This is a genomic window from Gordonia desulfuricans NBRC 100010 (genome assembly GCF_001485495.1).
GTDB lineage: Bacteria > Actinomycetota > Actinomycetes > Mycobacteriales > Mycobacteriaceae > Gordonia > Gordonia desulfuricans.
On the sequence record NZ_BCNF01000103.1, the window covers coordinates 1 to 15957 of the forward strand.

Below are 15957 nucleotides of genomic sequence, written 5' to 3' on the forward strand. Positions count from 1 at the left end.
ATCATCAAATGGAGGTCTCCGGTTCGATCACTGACGACCACCTCGGCACTCAGCGCATGCCGTGGAGATTTCGACTCGGGTCCTCGCTACGCTCGGTCCGGCTCAAACAACAAACGGGGTACCAGCTCAATTGACAACTGGCAGTGGATAGATCGGAGGTTATCGGGGATCATTGCTCCCGTGCCGATTCGTCGGGTCCCTGGACGTCGCGTACGGATCCCCCGAGGATCTGGGTGGCACGATACAGGTGGCCTTCGACGGTGCGGACCGACAATGTCAGTCGTGCCGCGATCTCCCGATTGGTCAATCCGGATTGGGCGAGCATCACGACCTCGCGTTGTCGGGCGGACAGGCCGTCGCCGAGGTGGGCTGCAGTGGTGGCCGGAGAGTGGATTCCACGGGGTGCCGCGATGCGATCGAGTCGTTCCACGGCGTTGAGTCGTGCGCCCCGACGGCCCTGCGACTCGTAGATCGTCACCGCCTGCGCCGACGCGTCGGCGGCGCAGGTGACCAGACCGACGTGCAGGTACTCGTCGGCGACCCCGTCCAGGGCCTTGCCGTCACCGCTCGCCAGCGCATGTGCATGGCGAGCGGCGATCTGAACCCGCGGCGACTCGGTCAGCCGCTGTGCCAACTGGGACAGACGCGGTGCGCACGACGCATCACCCAGTCGCACCGCGACTTGAAGGGCGTAGGCCTCGTGGAGATCTTGGCCCGAGTCCTTTGCGGTGGAGGCGATGTCAAGAGATCGTCGTGCGGCATTGGACGTCTCGCCGGTCATGGCCATCTGCCAGACCTCGAGCAGCTCGATCCGAGTGTGCAGGTACCCGAATGCGGGATGCGGATGTGCGCGGAGCCGTTCGGTCAGGGCGACAAGGGTATCGGTATCGCCGGACATCGCTGCCGCAGAGGCGCGTTCGATACAGAAGGGGATCCACATAAACGGGGGTGCCTGGTAGCAGTCGAGTTGCTCGAGTGCTGAGGTGAGCAGCCGGGTGGCGGTCTTCAGATCGCCACGGAATCCCAGCACCGACCCGGTGACCCCGGTGGCCCATATCGGTCCGAACCCCGGTGTGTGGGTTGTCAGTTCGGTCAGGCGTTCGGCGACGTCGTATGCGGTCGACATGTTGCCGGCCAGCATCAGGTAGTAGGCATGCAGCTGGGTGATCGCGCTGAGGTGCGGTGCGGTGTCGGGGGAGTCGGCAGCGGTGTAACCCCGTGCAGCGAAACGTGACACCTCGGTGAGCAACCCGAGATCACCGGCTGCGATGACGCCGGCCCAGCAGGTCAACATCTCGCGCAGCGGGGACACGGTGCGGGTGTCGTGTGGTGCTGCGGTGAGCATCTCGAACGCAGTGCGGGGCCGGCCCGCCAGCGCGTTGGTGAGGCCGGTGACCGTGGACCGAATCCCTTCGGGCAACGGGACATCGGTGCGGAGGTCGTCGACGATCTGCCGTGCTGCGTCGAGGTCGCCGAGTGTCCACAGTTGATTGGCGACCCGGACCATCGTGGTGGTGGCGAGCTCGTCGGGATCGGTTGCCGCGTCGGAGGCCCGCTGCAACACCGCCTCGGCGTCGAGGCCTGCGCCGGCCAGCGACATCGCATAGCCGAGCACCTTGTGTACCCGCGGGAGCAGATCCGGTGCGGTGACCTCTTGGGCCAGGGCGATGGCGAGAGCGGTGTCGAGGCTGCCGAGTGCGGCCTCGGCGCCGTCGGCGAGGATCTGCTGTCGACCGGGGAAGTCGCCGGACTCCAGGGCCAGAACCGCTGCCTGGATCGCCACGATGGGATCGGAATCGTTCGACGCGGACAGGATTCGGGACAGCCGGGGACGGATGCGGTGCAACTGGACGGTGGCATGAGTCCGCCGCACCTCCCCGTAGATCGGGTGCGACAGTCGCAGCTTGTGATGCGGTGGTGCGACATCGACGACGACGAAGTCGCGCCGCACCGCCTTCTCGACGGCGGCATGGTCGACCAGTTCGGTGACTGCGGACAGCGGCAGCGGCTCGGCGATCGCGAGGGCGTCGACCACCTCGGCCACGTCGGGGTGGGCCTCGAGCCGGGTCGACAGGGACACCACGAGACCGTCGGGGAGTCCGAGCGGGCCGGTGGCGATCCATTCCTCACCGTCGAAGGTCAGCAGACCCTGATCCCGGCCCTGATTGACTAACGCGCGCAACAGGAAAGGGTTGCCGTGCCCGAGTTCCCACATCGTGTGGTGGAGCTCGGGGGATATCGTGCCACCCAACGCCGCTTCCACCAGATCGGCCGATTCCGGCTCGGACATCGGCGCGAGCTCGATCACGATTGCCTCGTCGCCGGTCAGGAGTTCGTCGGTGGCCGGCGATCGATCCTCGGTCCGGATGGTGAACATCAGGCGCGTCTGCGTGGACCGCCACAGGGTGCTCACCACGAACAGCGACAGATCGTCGAGGCGCGGGAAGTCGTCGATCACGACGACCGCATCGGATTTGCTGATCTCGGTCACGACCCCGCTGACCCTGCTCAGCGGGTCGGAGACGGAGTGGTCGACCCAGGCGGCGAAGGCCCCGAGGGGGACCCGCTTACCGGTGGAGGTCGCCGAGATCACCAGGGATTCCAGGCCCGCGGTGGTGAGCGCCTCGGTGGTCAGGCGTGTCTTTCCGACACCCGCAGCGCCCCGGACCACGATGCATCGGCCGTCACCCGAAGTCAGGATCGTCCGAATGGTCTGAATTTCTTTGTTTCGTCCGACAAATGGCCAGTCGTTTCCTCGCCCCGACATAGGCGAATCATAATCGTGAACTCGGTGCGACGATGCAAAAGCGATTCTGAAGATTCGCCAAGATCGGACGTGGTCTTTGTGTCACTGTCGGGGCGAATGTCTCTGCCCGGCATGTCGGTCAGGTCGGGGCCGGCGCGTCCGGGAGGGTGTCGCCGACGATCTGGCGAAGTGCCGCAACATGTCCGGCGAATGCATCCCGGCCGGCGGGGGTGAGTTGGGCACGGACGGTGCGGCGTCGGCCGGTGGTGGGACGTTCGGTGGTCACGTAGCCGGCCGTCTCGAGAGTGGTGAGCTGTTTGGACAGAGCCGAATCCGACAGGGCGAGTCGGTCTTTCAGATAGGCGAAATCGGCCCAGTCGGCGGCGGCGAGAGTGGCCATCAGCGACAGTCGGGTGCTGGGATGGATGAGCTCGTCGAAACGCGGTTCGGTCATGCGTGACGCACCCGGGTGCGGGGCCGCACGGCGGCCAGGATGTCGGGTCCACCGAAGCCGATCACCGCGGCGACGACGATCCCCGCCCACAGGCTCGGGTGCGCGGTGCCGTCGGCCTGCAGGGCGAATGCGACGCCGATGGTCAGCGCGACGGCCGCCACCAGGATGCCGATCACGATCAGGGGGATGCGCCGGTCGGCGGTGTCGCGGGAGACCTGGAGTCGTGTGGAGCGCCGGCGGCCGTCGAGCAGGCGGGAGGCGACTGTGGCATGTCCGGCGCCGAAGATCACGGTCGCGATGGTGGTGACCCACCAGGGTGCGAACTGCCCGATCGCACCGAGCGCCACCCAGCCGCCGGCCATCGCCCACCAGTAGCCGCGGGGGAGTCCGATCTCGTCGGTGACGTGCTGGTGTGCGGTGGCCACGGCACCGAGTGCGGCGCGGGCCTCATCAGGGGAGATGTCGGACATGGGGACCTCCGGTGGATTCGGATCATTACTTTCCGGTCTGGAAAGTAGTCTGCTACTTTCCGGGTGGGAAAGTCAAGGATTCGCTGTCGGTCCGGATGCCGGGTGGGTGTCGGGTCGGTGGGGGACGGTCGAGAACTTCGAACGAATTCGGGCCCGAGTGGAACCAGACGGCGCTGGAAATAGTCTGATCTGTATGCGCGACGACAAGCTGCTGACCCGCATCGCCGGTCTGCTCCGGCAGGCCGAGAACACCGACAACCCGCATGAGGCCGAGACCTTCATGGCGGCCGCCCAACGACTGGCGACCGCGTCGGCCATCGATCTCGCGGTGGCCCGAGCACATGATCCGGCCGCACGCAGTCGCACCACGCCGATATCGCGGCAGGTCACGATCGGCGAGTCGGGCAAGCGTGGACTCAAGACCTACGTGCTGCTGTTCGTGGCGATCGCGCGTGCCAACGATGTGACCGTCGACGTCGCGGGCAACTCCACATTCGTGATGGCCTACGGATACGAGGCCGATATCGACACCTGTGAGGCGCTGTACACCTCGCTGGTGGTGCAGATGGTCGCCGCCAGTGACGCCTACCTGCGGTCGGGCGACTACAAGCAGGAGATGTCGGCGCGGGTGGTCACCCGTGGACAGGGTTGGCGTGCACGCAAGGTGGTGGAACGAAAACCGTTGGCGCCCATCACTGCACGACTCAACTTCCAGTCCGCCTTTGCCGAGCGGATCGGCAAACGGCTCGCCGAGGCGCGCGACGCGCAACGGGAGGAGGCGATCGCCGCGGAGACCGACGCGCCCCTCGCGGCCGACGGTACCGAGCGGGTCGGCTCGTCGTCGACGGCGATCGCCCTGCGCAACAAGGAGCTCGAGGTCTCCGACTACTACCGGTCGGCATCGCAGGCGCGCGGGACGTGGCGGCCGAGCAGTGCATCGGCAGGGTACTCGGAGGGGGCGCGCAAGGCCGGCGACCGGGCCGGACGCCGCGCCAAACTGGGCGCCGACCGCGAATTCGGCGCACCCCGCGGGCAACTCGGTTCCTGAGCGGCCGGCGACCGATGCCGGATGGTCAGGACACCGCCCGGATCAGCTGAGCGCGGTGTGCAGAGCGGTCTCGTAGCTCTCCTGCTGTTCCTGCGGGGTGTTGGCCGGGAAGCTCATCGTGATGTCGAGCAGCTGGAACGCATCGAGGTTCTCGCCCGCCCAGAGCTCGGCGCGACCGGTGGTGGGGAATTTCATCAGGGTGAACTGGTCGGTGGTGAGCGCGAGGGTGCAGCCGGCCTCGGGACACAGTTGCGTTGTCGCATCCTTGCGACCGGTCACCGGGCGCCCGGCCTCGGCGATGGCGTCGGCCAGCTGGTCCAGCGTGGCCGGATCGACCTGGTTGCTGCGCAGCGCGGTCTCGACGGCACGCTCCTCGCTCGGCGAACTGCACGCCGAGGCACCGAGTGCACCCAGCGCGATCAGACACCCTGCCACGGCGCGCCGAAGATGTGCGCGGGTCCGATCCGCCGGGTGTCGGGACGAGATGACGGTCATGCGCCGATGCTAATGCGCTGTCGGGGTTCGGCGGCCGGAACGCCGGTGATCCGGGCGAGACGACGACCCAGCGCGCCGTCGTCGACCACCACTGTGTGCACCAGCGTCGCCGACACCACCAGGACCGCGGCGTAGAGGAACAGCCAGCTGATCGCGACGAACACCAGGCCGAGGGTGCCGTAGTGCGCCAGGGTGTCGGACATGATGGCCGGCAGCACCACCCGGCTGCCCACCATGAGCACCGTGATCAGAAGGCTCGTCAGGGCGGCGTTCACGGCCAGCAATCGCATCGGGACCTGCCGGGACACGAGCAGTCGGGGGATGACGATCCACGTGATCCACCAGACGGCGAAGGTGCCGACGAACTCCAGGATCACCCCGGCGATACCGAACCCGTTCAGTCGCACCCCGGACAGGCTGATCCGGTGCAACGGCACGATCAGGCCCTGCATGATCACCGCGATCGGGAGGACGAAGATGACCACCACCCACCGCCACCATCCGGTGGCGGGGAGCCGGTTGACCTGCCAGGTGTCGGTGAACATGCGGCCCAGGGCCCGGGACAGCGAGGTGGCGCCGGCGATCACCATCAATGCGCCGATCACCCCGAACGCGCCGAGGGTGGCATCGGTCTGGGCGGCCGGGATCGACACCCGGGACGGGTCCACACCGAATCCGTCGAACGCCTTGTCCAGGAACCGCCGGCCCACCGGGATCGTGGTCAGCAGGATGACGATCGGCAGCACCGATGTGAACGCCTGCGCCGACAGGGTCATGGCACGGTCGGAGAGACCGGCGGTCACCACGTCACGCACGATGCGCATCGACAGGGCGGCGCCCGGTAGCGTCATGGCACGATCGGCCGCGACCCGGGCGCGGGCCCGCAGGATCGCCACCCGGCCCGACGGGGCATGCTCGGAGGGGGCTTGATCGGGTGCGGCCTGATCGGAAGGGGCCTGATCGGGCATGGGGACACCGACTCCTTCCGACGGGTGATGGTGCGATCGTAGTCGGGGACCGGCGAGGCGAGAGGACGGCGGCATGAGCCCACGTGACGTCGGGCGCGCTCAGATGTATGCCACCGAACGCCTGGTGTTCCGGATGTTCGAGCGTGCCGGGTCGGCGCGGACCGTGCAGATCGCCGGCACCGAGCTGACCCTGCCCACCGAGGCCCTGTTCGGATCGGTCGATTCCGTCCGCGACTACGTGTCCCGGGTGGTGTCGATGCCGGCGGTGCTCGAGCGCTTTCCGCGATCCGGGGTGCCGGTCGCGGTGCGATCGCGTGGCGGATTCCGCTCGGCCGAGTACCGGCGGGTCGGCGGGCACGCCGAGATCGCCATCCCCGACACCCGAGAGGGGCGCTGGGCTCTGCGCGAACTGGTGGTGCTCCACGAACTCGCCCACCACCTCGACGACGGCGACGGCCCCGCGCACGGCCGCGGCTTCGTCCTCACCCTCACCGAACTCGTCGGGACCGTACTCGGCCCCGAAGCCGGATTCGTCTATCGCGTCATCCTCGCCGAGTCCGGGGTGCGGTGAGTGGTCGAGTTCGCCGGTGGGCCGATCGTGTGGTTGCGGACATGCTCGTCTCACCGGGTTTCGACTCGGGTCCTCGCTTCGCTCGGTCCCGGCTCAACCATCGAATCATGGTGCTCGGTCAATCATGGTGCCGCCGTAGTTGGTTGAGCCGACGCGGAGCGTAGCGACACGTCGAGTCGAAGCCTCTGTCGGCCGGGCTCGGAACGTAACCATCGGGTTCGAGGTGGTCGCTGGCATCGTCGACTCGCCGGGTTTCGACACGGGTCCTCGCGATGCTCGGTCCCGGCTCAACCATCGAATGGTGTTGTGGGTGAGGGTGTCTCGGTCGATGTCGGTTGGTGGCCGGCTCGGGGGTGGTTGCCGACATTCTCGTGTCACGGGGTTTCGACTCGGGTCCTCGCTTCGCTCGGTCCCGGCTCAACCATCGAATCATGGGACTCTGTCAATCATGGTGCTGCCGTAGTTGGTTGAGCCGACGCGGAGCGTAGCGACACGTCGAGTCGAAACCTCCGCCGGCCGGGCTCGGAACGCAACCACCGGGTTCGAGGTGGTCACCGACATCGTCGACTCGCCGGGTTTCGACACGGGTCCTCGCTACGCTCGGTCCCGGCTCAACCATCCAATCGGGTTGCGGGTGAGCTCGTCTCGCTGGGCCCGGATCGATCATCCAATGGTGTTGAGGGTGGGCGTATCTCGCTCGGTCCCGGCCCAACCATCCAACGTGGTTGCGGCCGTTCTCGTCATCCGGCTGATCCTGCCGGGTTCAGCCCCCGAAGGGGTCGTTCTGCTCGATCGGCAACTGGCACACGGTGGTTTCGGTTGCGCTCACCTGCTCTGCGAAGGCGCCGGCCGCCTGGAAGGTCAGGTAGCTCGGGTGGGCCGGATCGAGGACCAGACGCTGACGCCGGCCGCGGGCCTTGATCAGGTCGGGGACCACGGTCAGGTAGCGCGGGAAGCTGGCCGCGTACACGTCGACCCGCAGTCGGTGACCCGGCTCGATCACCGCATCGGTGGGGACCAGGTCGACGTCGATGCGGACCGGCTCGTCGGTGGGCACCGGCATCTTGCGCTTGCGGGACAGATAGTGGTGCGCGGCAACCAGGCTGCCATCGGAGGCATAGGTCGACGACGACGGATCGAGCGCCCGGTTGGACGCCGACAGTGCGCCGTTGCTCAACACGCGCGACGTGCCGTCGGGGGCGACATCGTTGACCGTGACCGCCCAGATTCCCTCGTGCGCGGTGGTCGCCACGTTCAGGCGCAGGTTCATCGCGCCGCTGAGCGTGACCGCCTCCTCGGCGGGGGCGGTGGTGAACGAGAGGGCACCGCGTTCCTGGAACCGGGCGTCGACGGTGAACTTCTCGCCGAACATCATCGTCACGCCTGCGGTCACCTGCGTCATGTCGCGGGACACCATGCCGCGGAGGTCCGGACGCACGTGCAGATCCGACACCGAACCGCCGGGGCTGCTGCTCAACGACCCGTCGTGCACGGCGTGGTCGGCGGTGTCGGACGACTCGTCGACCAGGTACAGCCGCTGCGGGCGGACCCCGTCACGGGGGAACGATGTGCCCGACGTCCACTGGCCGCCCTGCTGATGCATGGTGACCGGGCCGTAGAACTCGATTCCGTTGCGGTGGCCCTTGAGCCAGCGGTCGAACCAGGCGCGCTCGAGCACGTCGAGCCGGGGCGGGGAGAACCGTCCGCCGTGACCGAAGCCGACGTCGGCGTGGTAGCCGTCGCCGACCAGCATCTGCTTGCGGCCCGGCTCCATCTGCAGGCGCTCGTACACCCCGGTCGCGCTGCGGCCGAACAGGTCGTGCCAGCCGCCGACGGTGAACGTGGGCGCCTCGATCCGATCTATCTGCGGATCGCGCTCGTCGAAGTACGGGTCGTCGAAGATGCGGTCGTCGCGGGCGGTGAGGAATCCCCACAGCAGGGACGGCATCTCGGTGGCAGGCGAGGTGATCCGATCTCGGAACCAACGCAAGGTGTTGCCGCGCACCAGATCCCGCATATAGGTGGACGGGTTGGGTACCCACTTGAGGATGTTCACCGCCGACAGCCACAGCGGGATGAACGCCGACGGCATGCCGCCGGTGATGTAGACGTCGCGGACGATGTCGTCGCAGCCCTCGACCGCGAACACCGCGCCGAGTTCCGCGGGCCGCTTGTCGGCGGCCTGCAGCGAGTTGATCGCCGAGTACGACCAGCCGGCCAGACCGACCTTGCCGTTGCACCAGTCCTGCCCGGCGGCCCACGAGATGATCTCCACCGAGTCCTGCTGCTCGCGTTCGCCGAGGATCTGCCACTTGCCCTCGCTGGAACCGGTGCCGCGGACGTCGACGACGACCTGCACGTAGCCGCTGCGCACCAGGGTGCGGTTGATGCCGAAGACGTCGAGCACGCCGCCGGCGATGGTGCCGGTCAGCCGGGTCAGGCCGGCGAGGGCCGTACCGGTGGCGTCGATCGACGCCGACGCGCTGCGCACGGCCTTGCCGAGTACCGGTGCGTGCGTGGTGGCGTCGAGGAAGTCCACCGATGCCCGGTTGTAGGGGTTGATGTTGACGATCGCCGGGTAGGGCGTGAGCACGGTCTGGCCGAACCGGTTGGCGGGACGGATCACCGTCGCCCGCAGCTGGACGCCGTCGCTCATCTCGATCGTCACGTCGCGATCGATCACCACGCGCGGGTAGGTCTGCGGACCGTCGACGGCCTCACGCCAGCGGATGCCGTCGGCACCGCCGGTCGGATCGCCGAGGGGGAGTGTGCCGAAATGAGGTACCGACGCCGTCCCCCCAGAAGGGATGCCACCAGAAGGGACGCCTGCTGCCGGGGTTCCGGCCGCGGGGCGAGGCCCGGTGGAGAAACGGGCACTGGCAATCGAACGGGTATCGAGCTGGTACGTCATGGTGCATCACCACCCTGCCCAGGGTGCCGCCTGCACGCCGATCGGGTATCGACGCTGGTGACACCGCTTCGTGTCGGTTCCGAACTACTGGAACCAGTCTTACACTTTGTGTTCCACATCACTCTGAGCGCCGACAGTAGTGCATTCGAGATATCGGATCGACAACCAGGGGGTGCTCAATATGGTCACGGGAGGTATCGCCGCAGGTCGGGGGCTTGGGCTGGATCCGGAAACCATCCGAACAGATAGGTCTCGCTGGGCGGGATCTGAGAACTCGGTATGGGCCGGCGCATCGCGGCGTGAGCGGAGCCGATTTGGACCGCCGACAATCGTCGCGTACTCTTTGTTCTCGGTGTGACGTGCACATGTACGTCGTATCGGTTCAACCAGAGACCGTTGGTCATCGGGAGTGATCCCGATCGAAGGACGACGAGAGTCGGCGGCCCACGCAGGGAGAACGAGGAAGATCATCGCCGGTGTCCATCGTGACATCCGCGCATTGAGTACGCCCCGTGCCTTTCTGTGTGCCGGGGCGTTTGTCGTATCTCGGGCATCCCGACCGGTCTGCTGATGTGAACTCTGACCAACTCAATTCGAGTGATGAGGAAGGAGGCGAAGTATGGCCAAGTCTGACAAGGTGTCCGCAGTTGCGGAGATCGCGCAGCAGTTCGAAGGCGCTACGGCGACGGTTGTCACGGAATACCGTGGCCTGTCCGTCAGCCAGATCACCGAGCTGCGTCGCTCCCTCGGTGAGGGTGCAACCTACTCCGTCGCCAAGAACACCCTGGTGAAGCGTGCCGCCGAGAAGGCGGGCGTGGCAGGGCTCGACGAGCTGTTCACCGGCCCGACCGCGATCGCCTTCATCGAAGGCGAGCCGGTGGTGGCCGCGAAGGCGATCAAGAACTTCGCCAAGGACAACAAGGCTCTCGTCATCAAGGGCGGGTACATGGACGGCCGTGCGCTGTCCGTGGCCGAGATCGAACAGATCGCCGACCTTGAGACCCGAGAGGTCCTGTTGGCCAAGCTCGCCGGTGCCATGAAGGGCAACTTGGCAAAGGCTGCCGGCCTGTTCAACCAGCCGGCCTCGCAGGTGGCGCGCCTCGCCGCGGCCCTGCAGGAGAAGCAGCAAGCCGAAGCCGGCGAGTAATCCACTCACCGGTGTCACATGCGCTCTCGGCCTGCCGGGAGTCACAAACCCCCTTCCGGATCGGGGCCTGACCCGACCGGGACATACAGGAAGGACGCCACCATGGCGAAGCTCACCGCTGACGAGCTCATCGATCAGTTCAAGGAACTGACCCTGCTGGAGCTCAGCGATTTCGTGAAGAAGTTCGAAGAGGTCTTCGAGGTCACCGCCGCTGCTCCGGTCGCCGTTGCCGCTGCAGGTGCCCCGGCCGCCGCCGCCGAGGCCGCTGCCGAGCAGGACGAGTTCGACGTCATCCTCGAGGGTGCCGGCGACAAGAAGATCCAGGTCATCAAGGTCGTCCGCGAGGTCGTCTCGGGCCTGGGCCTGAAGGAAGCCAAGGACCTCGTCGAGGGTGCTCCGAAGGCTCTGCTGGAGAAGGTCGACAAGGAGGCCGCCGAGGCTGCCAAGGCCAAGCTCGAAGAGGCCGGCGCCAAGGTCACCGTCAAGTAAGACCTTCTTACTTCGCGATACCTCGCGAGCCCGGGATGGATTCTTCCGTCCCGGGTTCGTTCGCGTCTGGGGGCGGGTCCGTCTGTGACAGGCCCGTCTGGGGTCGGCTCCGGGGGTGGTCGGGAATCGGGCCGATTCACCGTGGGACCACAGGTGTTTTCGGATATGCAAGCCGCGACGACTAACATGTGCCCGCGTGACTGCAGCCGTATCCCGCCGGGCGTTCACCGCCATCAACGTCATCGGGGCCATCGTGCTCGTGTTGGCGATCGCCCGCGTCTTCGGGCAGCCGTGGCTGTGGCATGTCGGCCCGGTCGAGTACTGGGGTCCGCCGGTGGATCTGCAGATCTACCGCTACGGCGGCCAGTTCCTGTTCCACGGGCAACCGCTCTACGACGGCCCGATGCCCCAGGCCAACGATTCCATCCTGCCGTTCACCTACCCGCCGTTCGCCGCGCTCTCGTTCGTCCCGATGAGCTGGCTGCCGGTGCGACTGGTGTCGGTGATCTTCCTGATCCTCGGCTGTGCGCTCACCTGGTGGCTGATCCGCATCCTGCTGCGCCGCGTCGGCTGCGGTGACCTCGCGATCGGCTGGTCGATGATGCTCACCGGTGTGGCGCTGCAGCTCGAACCCGTCCGGATCACCCTCGACCTGGGGCAGATCAACCTGATCCTGGCGGGTCTGGTCATCGCCGACACGCTGTGGGACAGACGCCCCGCATGGGCCGAGCCGTATCGGGGTCTGCTGGTCGGCATCGCCGCCGCGATCAAGATGACGCCCGCTGTCCTCGTCATCTACTTCCTCGTGCGCCGGCAGTGGCGGGCGGCGATCAACGTCGTCATCGGGTTCGTGGCGGCCACCGGGATCGCCTGGCTGATCAACCCGTCGGATTCCTGGAAGTACTGGACCGAGACGGTCTTCGACCCGGACCGGATCGGCGGACTCGCCTTCGTCTACAACCAGGGCATCACCGGCGTCCTGGCCCGGATGGGTATGGCCGACCACGAACGCTCCCTGTGGTGGATGCTGCTCGGCGCCCTGGCCGGGCTCTACTGTCTGGTGCTCGCCTGGTACCTGGCCTGGCGCAAGGAGTACGAACTCTGCTTCCTGGCCGCCTGGGCGGTGGCCCTGCTGCTCACCCCGGCCGCCTGGATCCACCACTGGGTGCTCACCTCGGTGTTCATCCTGGTGTTCCTCGCCGTCGGTATCCGGGCCCGCAACCGGGTGTTCATCGCGCTCGGCGTGCTCGGTCTGATCGCCCAGCTGCCGGGGCCGTCCCTGTTCCTGCCGTCGTCGCAGCTGCGTGAACTCGACTGGACATGGTGGGAGAACCTCTACGGCAACTCGTCACTGATCTGGTTGCTGCTGGTGCTGGCGGTGTCGTGGTGGCTGCCGTTGGCCCGCGTGCGCCAGGCGTGGGAGCCCGCGGTGCCCGCCTCCACGGCCGCCGGTGACGGTGTGCCGCAGGTCACCACCGGTGGTTCCTGAGTCCTGTTTCACCCACGGCCGGCCAATGGCGCCCGGCCCACTTTGCATGTCCCCGACAATCGGCTAATGTCATCGCGCGAGGGATAAGTTACCGGTTGGTAGATTTCCCTCACGGCCGCGCTGAGAACGGTTCGGTGTGATGAGGTCAGTCGGCCATCGGCCTGTCCGATACAGTGACCCCAGCCACACTTGTCGCCGGGTCGTGAGCCGTCGCACCGCGACGGCCACTGGGGGCAGCGATCGTCTGGGAGGAAACAGTGGGTGTAGAGGTCAGTGTCGAGGGGCTCACCAAGTCGTTCGGCTCGCAGAACATCTGGCGTGATGTGTCGTTGACGTTGCCGTCGGGTGAGGTCAGTGCGTTGCTGGGGCCGTCGGGTACGGGTAAGTCGGTGTTCCTGAAGACGTTGATCGGTCTGCTGCATCCGGAGCAGGGGTCGGTGATCATCGATGGCACCGATATCACCCAGTGTTCGGCCAAAGAGCTGTATGAGATCCGCAAGCTGTTCGGGGTGTTGTTCCAGGACGGTGCGTTGTTCGGGTCGATGAGTTTGTATGACAACATCGCCTTCCCGCTTCGTGAGCACACGAAGAAGAAGGAGGACGAGGTTCGTCGGATCGTGATGGAGAAGATCGATCTGGTGGGTCTGGCCGGTGCGGAGGACAAGCTCCCCGGTGAGATCTCCGGTGGTATGCGTAAGCGTGCGGGTCTGGCGCGGGCGTTGGTGTTGGATCCGCAGATCATCTTGTGTGATGAGCCGGACTCGGGTCTGGATCCGGTTCGTACGGCGTATATCTCGCAGTTGTTGATCGATATCAATGCGCAGATCGATGCGACGATCCTGATCGTGACGCACAACATCAACATCGCGCGGACGATTCCGGACAACATCGGGATGTTGTTCCGGAAGGAGTTGGTGATGTTCGGTCCGCGGGAGCAGTTGTTGACCTCGGAGCAGCCGGTGGTCAAGCAGTTCTTGTCCGGTGATCGGTTCGGACCGATCGGTATGTCGGAGGAGAAGGACGAGGCGGTGGCTGCTGCGGAGGCGGCGATGCAGGCCGCGGGTATCTCCGGTGGTGGTACGAAGGATGATTTCACCGAGATCATTCCGCAGGTGCAGCCGAATCCGGGTATGCCCGAGCGTAAGGCGGTGGGTCGGCATCGTCAGCGGGTGTTGGAGTTGCTGCCCAGCCTGCCGGCCAACGCACAACAGGCCATCCGCGAATCGATGGCGATGGAGGACGAGGTCCTCGCCACCAAGCGTGCCCACGAGCAGGGCCAGGGTCAGGCCGGTGCCGCCGAATGGACCACCGCCACCGCCACCGCACCCGGCTCGGTCGCGGTCGCCGATGCGCCCACCGACGTCTACGACTTCGGCGGGAACGACGCCCCCACCCAGCAGTGGGAAACCCCTGCCGATGCCCCGACCGAACAGGTCGACACCACCAAGAAGCCACGACACGGCGACGGGCGGAGCTAACACACAATGGCCAGTGCCACCACGCGTGGCGTCGACCGGATCGCAAGAGCGGGGACCGGTGCCCTCGAACAGACGGGCAACATCGTCCAGCTCTTCGTCGACGTCGCACGCCAGACCTTTGCGCGCCCGTTCCAGTGGCGTGAGTTCATCCAGCAGGCCTGGTTCATCGCCAGCGTCACGATCCTGCCGACGGCGCTCATCGCGATCCCGTTCGGCGCGATCGTCTCGCTGCAGACCGGCTCGCTGATCAAGCAGCTCGGCGCCGAGTCGTACACCGGCGCCGCCAGCGTGCTCGTGGTGATCCAGCAGGGATCCCCACTGGTGACCTCACTGCTCGTGGCGGGCGCCGCCGGATCGGCCGTGGCCGCCGATCTCGGTTCGCGGACCATCCGCGAGGAGATCGACGCGATGCAGGTGCTCGGTATCAACCCGATCCAACGTCTCGTCGTGCCCCGCGTACTGGCCATGGTGCTGGTCGCGATCCTGCTCAACGGACTGGTCGCGGTGGTCGGCATCGGTGGTGGCTATTTCTTCAACGTCGTCGTCCAGGGCGGTACGCCGGGCGCCTACCTGGCATCGTTCGGTGCCCTCGCCCAGCTGCCGGACCTGTGGATCTCGACCGTCAAGGCCGCGATCTTCGGTGTCCTCGCCGGCGTCGTCGCCGCCTACAAGGGTCTCAACCCGAAGGGCGGCCCGAAGGGAGTCGGTGACGCGGTCAACCAGTCCGTCGTCATCACCTTCCTGCTGCTGTTCCTTGCAAACCTGATCATCACGGCGGTCTACCTGCAGATCGTCCCGCCGAAGGGGAGTTAGGCGTGACCGGTGGGGTGACGATCTCCAAGAGCCGTCCCGAGTACTACCTGTACGAGGCACGTAAACAGCTCGGCAAACCGTTGAAGATGCTCGACGGTGCCGGCGACCAGATGTCGTTCTACGGCCGCACCCTGGTGTGGATTCCGCGAACCCTGGTGCACTACACCCGCGAAGTGCTGCGACTGCTGGCCGAGGTGGCCTTCGGTTCCGGCGGCCTGGCCGTCATCGGCGGCACCGTCGGCGTGATGGTCCTGATGTCCGGGTTCACCGGCGTCGTGGTGGGACTGCAGGGGTATGCGGCCCTCGACCAGATCGGTTCGCAGGCCCTGACCGGCTTCTTGTCGGCCTACGTCAACACCCGTGAGGTGGCGCCACTGGTGGCCGGCCTCGCACTGTCGGCGACGGTGGGCTGCGGTTTCACCGCACAGCTCGGTGCGATGCGCATCTCCGAAGAGATCGACGCCCTCGAGTCGATGGCCGTGCCGTCCATCCCGTTCCTGGTCAGCACCCGCGTGATCGCCGGCTTCATCGCCGTCATCCCGCTCTACGTCCTCGGCCTGCTGTCGGCGTATCTGGCATCCCGGGTGATCACCACCGTGTTCAACGGCCAGTCCGGTGGCTCCTACGACCACTACTTCAACCTGTTCCTGCCACCGGCGGACGTGTTGTGGTCGTTCGGCAAGGTGCTGGTCTTCGCGTTCGTGATCATCCTGGTGCACTGCTACTACGGCTACTACGCCAGCGGCGGCCCGGCCGGCGTCGGCGTGGCGGTGGGACACGCCGTCCGAGCGGCGTTGGTCCTGATCGCCGTCCTCGATTTCTTCCTGGGCCTCGCGATCTGGGGCACCACCACGACCGTCAGAGTGGGAGGTTAGGCC

At 66.6% G+C, this 15957-nt stretch carries 14 protein-coding genes; 8 read left to right on the plus strand and 6 right to left on the minus strand.

The genetic code is table 11. The features are described 5' to 3' along the window. Positions 1–169: 169 nt before the first annotated feature. From GD1_RS16640 to GD1_RS16650, 3 genes are all read right to left on the minus strand, one after another. Positions 170–2671 carry a helix-turn-helix transcriptional regulator gene (locus GD1_RS16640; protein WP_059038366.1) on the minus strand — a complete coding sequence of 834 codons (2502 nt, stop codon included), beginning with the start codon at positions 2669–2671 and terminating at the stop codon, positions 170–172. Between the two features lie 214 nt (positions 2672–2885). Next, positions 2886–3200 carry a winged helix-turn-helix domain-containing protein gene (locus tag GD1_RS16645; protein ID WP_053778230.1) on the minus strand — a complete coding sequence of 105 codons (315 nt, stop codon included), beginning with the start codon at positions 3198–3200 and terminating at the stop codon, positions 2886–2888. Continuing rightward, positions 3197–3670 (minus strand): hypothetical protein, encoded by a 474-nt coding sequence (locus GD1_RS16650; protein WP_059038368.1) that lies wholly within the window; start codon positions 3668–3670, stop codon positions 3197–3199. The genes GD1_RS16645 and GD1_RS16650 overlap by 4 nt, the downstream gene beginning before the upstream one ends. 193 nt (positions 3671–3863) lie before the next feature. On the opposite strand from GD1_RS16650, the gene GD1_RS16655 reads away from it, so the two are divergent. Then, positions 3864–4718: a DUF2786 domain-containing protein gene (locus tag GD1_RS16655; RefSeq protein ID WP_059038370.1), complete on the plus strand. Its 855-nt coding sequence runs from the start codon at positions 3864–3866 to the stop codon at positions 4716–4718. A 42-nt stretch (positions 4719–4760) separates the two neighbouring features. Here GD1_RS16655 and GD1_RS16660 read toward each other — a convergent pair whose 3' ends face one another. Together GD1_RS16660 and GD1_RS16665 are read right to left on the minus strand one after the other, a co-directional pair. Then, positions 4761–5213, minus strand: coding sequence for a hypothetical protein (locus GD1_RS16660; RefSeq protein ID WP_157079525.1), 453 nt, complete (start codon positions 5211–5213; stop codon positions 4761–4763). Then, a complete protein-coding gene (locus GD1_RS16665) occupies positions 5210–6181 on the minus strand; it encodes a YhjD/YihY/BrkB family envelope integrity protein (RefSeq protein ID WP_083534301.1) in 972 nt (323 codons plus the stop codon). The genes GD1_RS16660 and GD1_RS16665 overlap by 4 nt, the downstream gene beginning before the upstream one ends. A 73-nt stretch (positions 6182–6254) precedes the next feature. On the opposite strand from GD1_RS16665, the gene GD1_RS16670 reads away from it, so the two are divergent. Continuing rightward, the gene (locus tag GD1_RS16670) at positions 6255–6752 is read left to right on the plus strand and encodes a TIGR04338 family metallohydrolase (protein WP_059038372.1); all 498 of its coding nucleotides are present in this window, start codon (positions 6255–6257) and stop codon (positions 6750–6752) included. A gap of 763 nt (positions 6753–7515) precedes the next feature. Here the strand turns inward: GD1_RS16670 and GD1_RS16675 are convergent. Further along, complete coding sequence (locus GD1_RS16675; RefSeq protein ID WP_083534304.1) at positions 7516–9663, minus strand: CocE/NonD family hydrolase; 2148 nt, start codon at positions 9661–9663, stop codon at positions 7516–7518. Positions 9664–10282: 619 nt separating this feature from the next. Between GD1_RS16675 and rplJ the strand changes: the two genes are divergently transcribed. From rplJ to GD1_RS16705, 6 genes are all read left to right on the plus strand, one after another. After that, positions 10283–10810, plus strand: coding sequence for a 50S ribosomal protein L10 (rplJ, locus tag GD1_RS16680; RefSeq protein ID WP_020791136.1), 528 nt, complete (start codon positions 10283–10285; stop codon positions 10808–10810). Between the two features lie 102 nt (positions 10811–10912). After that, positions 10913–11299: a 50S ribosomal protein L7/L12 gene (gene rplL, locus GD1_RS16685; protein ID WP_059038374.1), complete on the plus strand. Its 387-nt coding sequence runs from the start codon at positions 10913–10915 to the stop codon at positions 11297–11299. A gap of 196 nt (positions 11300–11495) precedes the next feature. Further along, positions 11496–12788, plus strand: a complete 1293-nt coding sequence (locus GD1_RS16690; RefSeq protein WP_059038376.1) for a glycosyltransferase 87 family protein — start codon at positions 11496–11498, stop codon at positions 12786–12788. 257 nt (positions 12789–13045) lie between these two features. Beyond that, positions 13046–14266, plus strand: coding sequence for an ABC transporter ATP-binding protein (locus GD1_RS16695; protein WP_059038378.1), 1221 nt, complete (start codon positions 13046–13048; stop codon positions 14264–14266). A gap of 6 nt (positions 14267–14272) precedes the next feature. Continuing rightward, a complete protein-coding gene (locus GD1_RS16700; protein WP_059038379.1) occupies positions 14273–15079 on the plus strand; it encodes an MlaE family ABC transporter permease in 807 nt (268 codons plus the stop codon). 2 nt (positions 15080–15081) lie between these two features. Further along, positions 15082–15954, plus strand: a complete 873-nt coding sequence (locus GD1_RS16705; protein ID WP_020789723.1) for an MlaE family ABC transporter permease — start codon at positions 15082–15084, stop codon at positions 15952–15954. The last annotated feature ends 3 nt before the right edge of the window (positions 15955–15957 follow it).

Bases quoted from the DNA above. Each gene is read 5' to 3' on its own strand.
- rplJ (WP_020791136.1), top strand. From the start codon at position 10,283: ATGGCCAAGTCTGACAAGGTGTCCGCAGTTGCGGAGATCGCGCAGCAG.
- GD1_RS16660 (WP_157079525.1), bottom strand. From the start codon at position 5,213: ATGACCGTCATCTCGTCCCGACACCCGGCGGATCGGACCCGCGCACAT.
- rplL (WP_059038374.1), top strand. From the start codon at position 10,913: ATGGCGAAGCTCACCGCTGACGAGCTCATCGATCAGTTCAAGGAACTG.
- GD1_RS16700 (WP_059038379.1), top strand. From the start codon at position 14,273: ATGGCCAGTGCCACCACGCGTGGCGTCGACCGGATCGCAAGAGCGGGG.
- GD1_RS16665 (WP_083534301.1), bottom strand. From the start codon at position 6,181: ATGCCCGATCAGGCCCCTTCCGATCAGGCCGCACCCGATCAAGCCCCC.
- GD1_RS16650 (WP_059038368.1), bottom strand. From the start codon at position 3,670: ATGTCCGACATCTCCCCTGATGAGGCCCGCGCCGCACTCGGTGCCGTG.
- GD1_RS16655 (WP_059038370.1), top strand. From the start codon at position 3,864: ATGCGCGACGACAAGCTGCTGACCCGCATCGCCGGTCTGCTCCGGCAG.
- GD1_RS16670 (WP_059038372.1), top strand. From the start codon at position 6,255: ATGAGCCCACGTGACGTCGGGCGCGCTCAGATGTATGCCACCGAACGC.
- GD1_RS16675 (WP_083534304.1), bottom strand. From the start codon at position 9,663: ATGACGTACCAGCTCGATACCCGTTCGATTGCCAGTGCCCGTTTCTCC.
- GD1_RS16645 (WP_053778230.1), bottom strand. From the start codon at position 3,200: ATGACCGAACCGCGTTTCGACGAGCTCATCCATCCCAGCACCCGACTG.